The organism is Candidatus Protofrankia californiensis, assembly GCF_900634765.1.
Lineage (GTDB): Bacteria > Actinomycetota > Actinomycetes > Frankiales > Frankiaceae > Protofrankia > Protofrankia californiensis.
This window is the reverse complement of sequence record NZ_CAAAFT010000302.1, coordinates 1,413-11,278: the sequence shown is the minus strand read 5'-3', so window position 1 is coordinate 11,278 and position 9,866 is coordinate 1,413. Positions and strand designations below refer to the sequence as shown.

Genomic DNA, 9,866 nt, shown 5'->3' with positions numbered 1-9,866 from the left:
TCCGGTCGTTTCCCCGATCTGTTCCAGACGATGTGGGCTTCGGGTGGCAAAGAGGTGATCGAAGCGTTGGCGGGCCGGATGGCCCGGCTGGCGCACGCCGGCCATCTAGAGATCACCGACCCCGCGGTGGCCGCGGCCCAGTTCGTCGGCCTCGTGCTGGGAGATCTACCGCTGATGACGGTCTTCGCCCCGGACGCCGTGACGCCCGCCTACCGTGACGGGATCGCGGGTGCCGGCGTGGACACCTTCCTGCGCGCCTTCGGCCGCCGTCCGCCGAAGTGATCTGACCTCCGGGCCGAGCTCGTACCGGGCCGAGGTCGTACCGCGAGCCCGGTTCCCGACGCATCCCCGTCGCTGACTGTTCCCCACGCCGACCCACGGCCAGCCGGGAAGCAATCATCCGCCACGTTGCGCAGCAACATGTTCCCCTACTGTTGATGATCTCTCTAGCTGTACATTAATTTGTACTCAACGGTAAATTTTATCGTACTGACTGGAGAGCTTCATGACCTCTACACAGGACGACCGCCTGGATCCCGCGCTGCTGCGGTTGGTCGGCGTGCTCCTGCTGGGCGGCCTGATGGGCCTGCTCGACGGCACGATCGTCAACGTCGGGATCGACACGCTCGGGCGGCACTTCGGGACGTCGTTGAGCACTGTCGGGTGGGTCGCCACCGGCTACCTGCTCGCGGTGACCGTCGCCATCCCGCTGAGCGCGTGGGCCGTCGACCGCTTCGGTGGACGCCGGATGTGGCTCATGGGGTTGTCGGTCTTCCTCGTCGGCTCGCTCGCAAGCGGACTGGCCCCCTCGATCGAGAGTCTGATCGTCTTCCGCGTGATCCAGGGCTTCGGCGGCGGCATGCTGGACCCGGTGATGCTCACGCTGCTGGCGCGAGCGGCGGGCCCCGCCCGAGCGGGTCGGGTGATGGGGCTGATGGGGGTGGTCATCCCGCTCGGCCCCGTCCTCGGTCCGATCATCGGCGGAGTGATCATCCAGAACCTGGACTGGCGGTGGATGTTCCTGGTAAACCTGCCGATCGGGGTGACGGCGCTGGCGCTGTCGCTGCGGGTGGTGCCGGCCGATCCCCCGAGGGCCGAGCGCGGGGGCAACCGGCTCGACATCGTCGGCGTGGCCCTGCTGTGCCCGGCGTTCGCCACCCTTGTCTACGCCTTGTCACAGGCAGGGGAGGGTGCCGGGTTCGGCGCCACCCGGGTGGTGGTGGCGTTGGCGGCCGGTGCTGGGCTGCTCGTCGGCTATGTCGTGCATGCGCTGCGGGCCCGGACCACGCCGCTGATCGATCTGCGGCTGTTCACCAGCCGTGCTTTCAGCGCGAGTGTCACGGTGATGGCGGTCACCGGGGTGATGCTGTTCTCGATGCTGTTCCTGGTGCCGCTGTACTACCAGCAGGTTCGTGACCACGGTGTGCTTGCGGCCGGGCTGTTGCTGTCGCCGTTGGGGGTGGGTTCGTTCCTTGCGATGCCGGTTGCCGGGCGGCTCAGTGACAGGGTCGGTACCCGGGCGCTGGTTCCGGCCGGCGCGTTCCTGATTGCGTTGAGCGTGCTTGCCTTCACGCAGGCCGGGGTCCACAGCGGCGAGGGGGGCCTGGCGGTGTGCGTCTTCGGGACCGGGCTGGGCCTGGGTTTCGTGGGGGCTCCGACCATGGGTTCGCTCTATCGGACTCTGCCCGCGGCATCGGTGCCGCAGGGCACGTCGGCGCTCTACGTCCTCAACCAGCTCGGTGCCTCGCTCGGCATCGCCGTCGCGGCACTTGTCCTGCAGAGCCGGGTCTCGGACAGGGCGTCCGCCGAGGTCGCGTTCCAGTCGGCCTTCTGGTGGGTGTTCGCAGGCGCGCTCGCCGTCCTGGTCGCGGGCTGCTTCCTGCCGGGTCGGCCCGCGCCGCTGCCGGCTGCGGCGTTGGGGCAGGAGGTAGGTGGATCAGGTGTACGTGATCCGGGTGTCAGCCACACCTGATGGCCCGGCCGCGTCACAACGCCTCGACGAACTCGTCGTTGTCCCGGCCGTCGGGTCCGCGGTTTCCCGTGGGGGAACGGGGGAACCTCCCGCTACGCCGGCACGACGCCCGGGGATGGCGGCGAGAAGCTCCTGCGTGTAGGCGTGGCGAGGATTGTCGAAGAGGTCGCGGGGACTCCCGACCTCCACGAGGCGACCATGACGCATCACGCCGACGTGGTCGGCGACCGCCCGTACCACCGCGAGGTCGTGGGTGATGAACAGGTAGGACAGACCGAGTTCCTCCTGGATGCGGGCCAGTAGATCCAGGATCTGGGCCTGGACGGAGACGTCGAGCGCGGACAGGGGCTCGTCACAGACGACGAGATCCGGGTGTAGGGAGAGGGCACGGGCGATGGCCACGCGTTGGCGTTGGCCGCCGGAGAGCTCGGCGGGGCGGCGGTCGAGCAGGTGCGGGGAAAGGGCTACCTGGGACAGAAGTTCCCGGGCACGGGCACGCCGGGTCGTCCGGGTGCCCACTCCGAACAGCCGCAGGGGTTCCTCGATCGTTTCCCCGACGGTGAATCGGGGATCGAGGGAGGCGTAGGGGTTCTGGTAGACGATCTGCATACGTCGGCGGAGGCGGCGCAGTGCGGGGCCGCGCAGGCTGGTGATGTCGGTGCCGTCAAGAGTTATGCGGCCCGCGGTGGGGTCCATCAGCCTCAGTACGAGTCGGGCGGTGGTGGATTTCCCGGAGCCTGACTCGCCGACCAGGGCGAACGTCTCGCCCCGTCTGATGGTGAAGCTGACGTCGTCGACGGCACGGACGGAGCGCGGGCCGGCCGGGGCTCGAGGCAGGGGGAAGTCCTTGACCAGGTTGCTTGCCACGAGGAGTGCTGTCTGTCCTGGCGTGATCGGTTCGGCGGCCCTACTGCCGCCGCGGGGAGCTGCCGGGTTGGCAGGACCCTCTATCCGGGCGGACACCACTGCCCGGTGGGGGCAGGGAAGTCCGCCGGCCCGCGACCGGCCGGGTGTCCGCACACTGGTCAGGCTGGGAGCGTCGGAGATCAGCTGTCGGGTGTAGGGGTGGACGGGGTCGTGCAGGACCTGGAGCGCGGGACCGCTCTCGACGATCCCGCCCCCGGACATGACCACGATCTCGTCGGCCCGGTCCGCAGCGACCCCGAGGTCGTGGGTGATCAGCAGGACCGCTGTACCGTGATCTTTTATTAATTTCTCTACATGATCGAGAATGTGGCGTTGGACTGTCACGTCGAGCGCGCTCGTGGGTTCGTCCGCGATCAGCAGTTTCGGTGTGGCGGCGAACGCGATGGCGATCAGCGCCCGCTGACGCATGCCCCCCGACAGCTCGTGTGGATACTGTCGGGCGCGGAGCGCGGGATCGGGCAGTCCTGCCTGGGCGAGCGCGGCTACCGCGGCGGCCGGCGCGGTCCTGCGGGTGGCCAGCCCGTGGATGAGGAGGACCTCCGCGACCTGCGTGCCGATGCGCTGGACCGGGTTCAGCGAGACCGTGGGGTCCTGTGGGATGAGGGCGATGTCGCGTCCCCGGTGGGCGCGCAGGCGCGCGGGCGGGAGCGCGGCCAGGTCGACGCCGGCGAAACGGACAGCGCCCGACTCGATCCGGCCGCCAGGCGGAAGCAGGCCGATGACGGCATGCGCCGTGGTGCTCTTCCCTGATCCGGACTCTCCGACCAAGGCGACGACCTGACCCGGTCTGACCGTGAGGTCGACCCCGCGCACGGCCTGGGTGTACGTCCCGCGGTGGCGGTAGGACACCCGCAGATCCCGGACGGCAAGCAGCGCACCAGCTGATGGGTCTGCTGCGTCTGATGTGGTTGACGTGCCTGCTGTCTCTGACGTGCCTGCTGCCGGTGCCGCGCCGACGGTGTCCTCCAGGGCGGTCATCGACTTTCCTCCCGCTCACCCTCGATCGCTCGGGAGATCCGATTGGCCGCGAGGACGGTGGCGACCACGGTGAGACCCGGCAGGGTCGTCAGCCACCACGCGGTCGCCAGGTAGCCCCGCCCGTCGGAAACCAGGGATCCCCATTCGGGAGAGGGCGGCGCTGCTCCGAATCCCAGGAAGCTCAGCGCCGAGACGGCCAGGACCGCCGTGCCGAACTCGAGCGCGGCGAGGACGAGTACCGGCCCGCAGGCATGAGGTAACACATACCGGAAAAGCACCTGGTGGCGTCGGGCTCCGCAGGACGTCGCCGCTTCGACGAAGACGGCTGTGCGTACCCGCAGGACCTCTGCGCGGGTGACCCGTGCGAACGCCGCCACGCTGGAGAACCCGACCGCGAGCGCGATGTTCACGGTGCCGAATCCGAGTGCGGTGATCAGGGCGAGGGAGAGCAGCAGTGCCGGTATCGCCAGCGCCAGGTCGACCACCCGCATGATCAGGCTGTCGATCCATCCACTGAGGAAACCCGATGTCAGGCCCAGCAGCGCTCCGGCGGCCAGGCCGACCAGGACGGCGAGCACGGTCGCCTGCAGAGACCGCGCGCAGCCGTGCACCATCCGGGCGAACAGGTCGCGTCCGAGCTGGTCAGTGCCGAACCAGTGGTCGGTGCTCGGCTTCTGCAGACGTTCCGCCACCGAGCCTCGCAGCGGGTTGTCCGATGTCAGGGCCGTGGGGAAGAAGGCCGCGATCAGCACTGTGAGGAGAAAGAAGGCCGAGAGCACCAGACCCGGACGGTGCACGAGGAACACGGCTGCGCGCCGCCATCGTCCACTCTGGGACGCCGCCGTGGCCGGCTCCCGATCCGGTGCCGGCGTCACCGGCGCAGGCACGGGATCGGTCTTGTCTGCCGTGGCCGCCGTGGCGAGTGATTCGGTCATGTTTGTCCGCTTTCATCGCGGATCCGCGGCGGGGCTCACGATCCGCGGGTCCAACAGGGGATAGGTGAGATCCACGGCCAGGTTGACCGCCGTGAAGAGAACCGAGCTGAGGATCACCAGGCCCAGCACGACCGGAATGTCCTGCGTACCAACGGCGGTGGCCGTGGTACGCCCGACTCCCGTACGGGAGAAGACGGTCTCGACGACCACGGAGCCCGCGAGCAGGTTCCCCGCCCACACCCCGGCCAGGGTCAGTGCCGGGATGGCCGCGTTGCGCGCCGCATGCCGGAGGCGGACCCGCGTCGGTGAGGCTCCCTTTGCCGCGGCGGTGGTGATGTAATGCTCGGTCTCAACGGTGCGCAGGCTCTTGGCGAATACCTGAGCGATCCCCGCCGCGGTCGGCAGGGCGAGGGTGACCGCGGGCAGCAGCAGGCTGGAAACACCGTCGTCCCCGGTCGCAGGTACGAGACCCCACCGGAAGGACACGATCTGGATCAGCATGAGGCCGACCCAGAAGGTCGGCAGCGACGCCCACAACGGGGGTAGGGACAGCAACATCTGACGAACCCAGAGCCGTCGCGCGTAGGTGGCCCAGTATGCCAGTCCCAGACCGAGGAACAAGGCGAGAGTGAACGCCGAGGCTGCCAACTGGAGGGTGGCCGGCAGTACATCGAGGAAGATCTGCGTGATGCTCCGGCCGGTCTGCACGGAGACGCCGAAGTCCCCCCGCAACGCGTGCCAGAGATGGTCGACATATTGGACGATGATCGGCTTGTCCAGCCCGTACTGCGCTCGCAGGGCCGTGAGCTGCGCGTCGTCGATGGACGTCTGTTCGGCGCCGCCGCTGACCATGAGCGACACCGGGTCGCTTGGCAGCAGATAAAGCACCGTGAAACAGACGGTGTAAGCCGCCCACAGGACGAAAAGCGCCTGCAGGAGCCGGCGGATGAGATATCTCTTCATCTTCCTGCCTTTGTCGCACGTGGTGCGTGCCCGGGCCCGGCCCACCTCCTGAGGTGGGCCGGACCCGGGCCGGACCGCCTGGGGTCAGCCGGTGATCCAGGTGTCGGTGAAGCGCGGCCACGACGACGCGGTGAACGTGACGTCACGTACCTTCGGGGAAAATCCCATGATCGTGGTCTGTTCGTGGACGGGAATTCCGTAGCCGGTCTCCAGAATCCGCCGTTGTGCCTGTTCGACGAGGCTCCTGCGGGTGGCCGCGTCGGTGATCGCGTTCTGGGCCTCGAGAATCCTGTCGATCCCTTCCTGCACGGAGCCTGCCGGAGCCGGTTTCTTGGAACCGAAGATGAGCCGCAGGATGTCCGGGTCGGCCCGGGTCGTTCCCCGGGCCCAGAACAGGTCGTAGTCATTGGCCTGGTACAGCGGGGTGAACTGGGCCAGGGACAGCCGTTTCACACCGAGCTCGAGGCCGATCTCGGCAAGCTGTTGCTGGATCAGTTCGATGGTCGACTGTTCCGGTCCGAACCCGGAGGGCACCCAGAGCACGTCGAGATGCAGGCGGTGGCCGTCCTTGAGTCGGATGCCGTCCGGTCCGGGTTTCCACCCACCGTCGTCCAGCAGTTTCTTCGCCGCCGTCGGGTCGTACCGCACCAGAGAGCTGAGATCGGCGTGATCCGGAGTTTTGCTGGACAGGATGCTCGTCGCCGGCCGGTAGTCGGCGTTGAGCAGGCTACTCACTATCTGCGTCCGATTGATTCCTTTTTGTAGGGCGGGAAGGACGCTCGGGTCGCTGACGACCGGACGGTCGGGGGTGGGGCTGGCGTGCAGGTTGGTCACGATCCCGGCGTGGACGGTCGGCAGCAGGGTGAGCCCCTGTTCCTGGAGGGACTTCGCGTCCTGGGGTGAGACCGCCGAGATTCCGTCGACCTGGCCTGACTGGAGGCTGCCTGTGCGCACGCCGGACTCGGCCACGACCGTGAAGACAAGCTTGTCGAGGTAGGCGGCACCCTGGTGCCGGGCCAGTGCGGACGGCCAGTTGTAGTCTTTGCGCCTGCTGAGATCGACCCGCTGGCTGGGAACGTAACGGTCGATGACGAACGCGCCCGAGCCGATCGGAGGCTGCGAGCACCGCTCGGTCGGGCTCCGGTTGAGGGTCGTCGGGGACACCAGACCCAGGCTGGGGCTTGCAGCGGCCTGCAGGAACTGCGCGGTCGGACTGGTGAACTCGATCCGGACGGTCAGGTCGTCGACGGGAACGGTCTGCGCATAGCCGCTGAGATAGCTGTACCCCAGGGTTGCCTTGGCGCCGAGCGCCACTATCGCGTCGAAGTTGGTCTTGACGGCTGCCGCGGTGAGCGGGGCTCCGTCGCTGAACGTGACTCCCTTACGCAGGTGGAAGGTGTACGACTTCGCGTCCTGACCGACATCCCAGGACTCCGCCAGCCACGGCACGATCTCCAGGGTCTGGGGATCCTGGTCGGTCAGTGTGTCCACGACATGTCGGCCGACGGTGAGCCCTTCGCTGAGCTGGATCTGCTGGGGATCCAGGCAGGTGGGGTCGCTGCCGAGCGCGAAGGTCAGAGTGCCGCCGGGTTTCGGTATCTGGTCGGCGGCACGGCTGGTGCCGTTGGTGCCGTCACCGCCCGACCCGCATGCCGTCGCGGCCACCACGGTCACCAGCACCGCTACCAGGACCGCTCGGACGGACCGTAACCGTCTGGAGGGACGAACGTGAGACAGAACGTGAGACAAGGAGAGACCCCCAGGAGAAGGAGAGGACGGCGAACACCGGCAGAACTGCCAGTGGTGTGGGTGCGCCTGCTTTCGCCGGTAGCGGTCCGGGAGGGGATGAGACCGGGTACGGGAGAACCCGCCGGACAGCAGACGCCGTTCGTTCCAGGACGTCAGCTGCCTGTCCCTGTCACCGGGGACTGGAGCGGACCGGGGGTGGTTCTACGGCCTGGCTCCCTCGATAGGGCATTCCCGCGATCAGTTCGGAGGGTGCGCCGTCGACCCCGACCGGGACGTCGCCTTCGAGCGTGACCCGGTAGAGCACGCGGTCGAACTCGAAATCGAGATCGTTGAGGTCGTTGGGCGCAAGATGCGCGGTGGCGCGGTTGTCCCAGAAGGCCACGCTGCCGGGCTCCCAGCGAAACCGGACGGTGTACTCGAAGCGAGTTATCTCCCGATGGAACAGCTGGAGGATGTCCTGGCTCTGCTGGGGCGACAGTCCGATGATCTCCTTGTCGGGAAGCGTGAAGCTCGGGCTCACGAACAGCGCCCGCTCCCCGGTTTCGGGATGGACACGGACCACCGGATGGACGGCCACCAGCGGGTTTTCCCGGTTGCGGTCGGCGTAGGTGCCGCCGGTCGCCCTGCTCCGGCCGAAGCTGTGTGTCGCCCGGAGTTTCTCGGCCAGCTCCCGAAGAGGTTCGGGTAGTCCTGTGTAGGCCGCGACCAGGTTTGTCCAGACCGTGTCCCCGCCATAGGGGGGTACACGGTCCGCCCGCAGGATCGAGGCTGCAGGAGGATTGACCAGCGCCGTCACGTCGGTGTGCCATCCGTTGTCGAAAGTGGCCCACTTGCGACCGAACGCCGCTTCGTACCGCCGGGTGTCCAACGGGAGGATCTCGGGGAAACCCTCCGGGGGGTTGTCCTCATGGGGATGTGCCGGGGTGACGGTGCCGAACCGGCGGGCGAACGCCACGTGCTCACGATGGCCGATGGACTGACGTCGAAAGAAGATCACCTTCCAGCGCAGGAGCACGGCTCGGATCTGTGCGACCGACGTGTCGTCGAGAGTCGATCCGAGATCGACTCCCTCGATGTCCGCACCGATATAGGCGGTCATCGGACGGACCTGGATGCGGGTCAGGCCCATCGCATCTGACATGGCTGTCCACCTTTGATGATCGATATGTCTTTACGTGACCTGTCGGATGTGGAATGTGACCGCTGCTGTCCGGACTCGTTCAGGCCGAGGAATATTTATCTATCATTCTAGTTGGATGAACTATACAGTTCAATAATAAGAACAGCCTTGATCAAAAATTGATCAAGGCTGGGGATGCGGCTGTACAGATCAGGGGGGTGGACAGGCGGATCGGCGAGCACGCGAGCGATGACCAGCAAGTGGTCATCGTCACGGACGGTAAAGCTCGGCTACGGATTTGCTCTGACGTCGAGCACGGCTTTGCCCCGGACACGACGGGCGAGAAGCGCCTCGGCCGCCTCCGGAGCACGATCCCACCGGCCGCGCCAGCCGATCTGAGGATCAAGCGCCTTCTTCTCGAGGAGGCCGACCAGGTAGGCCAGGTCGGGACCGAAACCGGGGCCGAAGTCGGGGTGACCGACCACGAAGGGCTCGAGCCGCCGGTGGCCGCCCCTGCGACGCTCCTGTTCGAAGTCGATGGTGGTCGACTCGCCGGAGGCCATCCCGATGCTCTGGAGGCAACCGCCGTCGTCGAGGAGACTGAACGCGTCGGCCAGTTGCGTGCCGCCCACGTTCTCGAGCACGCCGAAGACGGGTGTGGTGACGTTCTCCAGGCCGATGACGATCTCGTCGGCCCCGATCTCGCGGAGTCCCTCACCGCGGACCGGGCTACCCACGGACGCGATGACATACGCGCCGGCACGGGCTGCGAGCTGCACCGCGAAGCGTCCGACACCGCCGGAGGCTCCCGTGATCAGGACGCGCCGGCCGACCACCGGACCAAGCCGCCGCAGCGCCCGCAGCGCGGTGACACCCGCCACCGGCAGGGCGCTCGCGGCGCCGAGGTCGACGGAATCGGGGACCACGGCCAGGTGCGCGGTGTCGACGGCTCGGCGCTCGGCCCAGGCCCCCGTCCATCCGAAGGTCACGACGCGGGTGCCCGGCGGCGGCCCGGAGCCGTCGGCCGCGGCCTCGGTGACGACGCCCGCCGCGTCCCAACCAAGGACGCTGCCCGGCTGCGTCCGTTCAGCCTTGAAGGCGAGCTCGCCGAAGTTAAGCGAGACCGCGTGGACCTCGACCAGGGCCTGGACGCTGTGCGGCACCGGCTCCGCAACTGTACCGAGACGAAGGCCCGCGGGCGCGTCGGGGTCGTAGACCAAGG

Annotated in this window: 8 protein-coding genes; 2 read left to right on the top strand and 6 right to left on the bottom strand. The window is 67.8% G+C overall.

The window, feature by feature from the left end; translation table 11 throughout:
• A partial coding sequence (locus tag DD1DGNOD_RS29640; RefSeq protein WP_241255770.1) for a TetR/AcrR family transcriptional regulator C-terminal domain-containing protein occupies positions 1 to 282 on the top strand: 282 nt, incomplete at its 5' end.
• 223 nt (positions 283 to 505) lie between these two features.
• Positions 506 to 1,972 (top strand): DHA2 family efflux MFS transporter permease subunit, encoded by a 1,467-nt coding sequence (locus DD1DGNOD_RS16230; RefSeq protein ID WP_131768083.1) that lies wholly within the window; start codon positions 506 to 508, stop codon positions 1,970 to 1,972.
• Here DD1DGNOD_RS16230 and DD1DGNOD_RS16225 read toward each other — a convergent pair.
• The 6 genes from DD1DGNOD_RS16225 to DD1DGNOD_RS16200 all read right to left on the bottom strand — a co-directional run bounded on the left by DD1DGNOD_RS16225 (position 1,937) and on the right by DD1DGNOD_RS16200 (position 9,864).
• A complete protein-coding gene (locus tag DD1DGNOD_RS16225) occupies positions 1,937 to 3,877 on the bottom strand; it encodes a dipeptide ABC transporter ATP-binding protein (protein WP_131768082.1) in 1,941 nt (646 codons plus the stop codon). The genes DD1DGNOD_RS16230 and DD1DGNOD_RS16225 overlap by 36 nt on opposite strands.
• Positions 3,874 to 4,812 carry an ABC transporter permease gene (locus DD1DGNOD_RS16220; RefSeq protein WP_131768081.1) on the bottom strand — a complete coding sequence of 313 codons (939 nt, stop codon included), beginning with the start codon at positions 4,810 to 4,812 and terminating at the stop codon, positions 3,874 to 3,876. The genes DD1DGNOD_RS16225 and DD1DGNOD_RS16220 overlap by 4 nt, the downstream gene beginning before the upstream one ends.
• Before the next feature lie 12 nt (positions 4,813 to 4,824).
• Positions 4,825 to 5,775, bottom strand: a complete 951-nt coding sequence (locus tag DD1DGNOD_RS16215; RefSeq protein WP_131768080.1) for an ABC transporter permease — start codon at positions 5,773 to 5,775, stop codon at positions 4,825 to 4,827.
• An 84-nt stretch (positions 5,776 to 5,859) separates the two neighbouring features.
• A complete protein-coding gene (locus tag DD1DGNOD_RS16210; RefSeq protein ID WP_165035177.1) occupies positions 5,860 to 7,455 on the bottom strand; it encodes an ABC transporter substrate-binding protein in 1,596 nt (531 codons plus the stop codon).
• Between the two features lie 238 nt (positions 7,456 to 7,693).
• Positions 7,694 to 8,665, bottom strand: a complete 972-nt coding sequence (locus DD1DGNOD_RS16205) for a TauD/TfdA dioxygenase family protein (RefSeq protein ID WP_131768078.1) — start codon at positions 8,663 to 8,665, stop codon at positions 7,694 to 7,696.
• A 269-nt stretch (positions 8,666 to 8,934) separates the two neighbouring features.
• Positions 8,935 to 9,864, bottom strand: coding sequence for a zinc-binding dehydrogenase (locus tag DD1DGNOD_RS16200; protein ID WP_241255769.1), 930 nt, complete (start codon positions 9,862 to 9,864; stop codon positions 8,935 to 8,937).
• Positions 9,865 to 9,866 lie beyond the last annotated feature (2 nt).

Coding starts and splice junctions, on each gene's coding strand:
- DD1DGNOD_RS16205 (WP_131768078.1), bottom strand. CDS start 8,665: ATGTCAGATGCGATGGGCCTGACCCGCATCCAGGTCCGTCCGATGACC.
- DD1DGNOD_RS16220 (WP_131768081.1), bottom strand. CDS start 4,812: ATGACCGAATCACTCGCCACGGCGGCCACGGCAGACAAGACCGATCCC.
- DD1DGNOD_RS16215 (WP_131768080.1), bottom strand. CDS start 5,775: ATGAAGAGATATCTCATCCGCCGGCTCCTGCAGGCGCTTTTCGTCCTG.
- DD1DGNOD_RS16225 (WP_131768082.1), bottom strand. CDS start 3,877: ATGACCGCCCTGGAGGACACCGTCGGCGCGGCACCGGCAGCAGGCACG.
- DD1DGNOD_RS16230 (WP_131768083.1), top strand. CDS start 506: ATGACCTCTACACAGGACGACCGCCTGGATCCCGCGCTGCTGCGGTTG.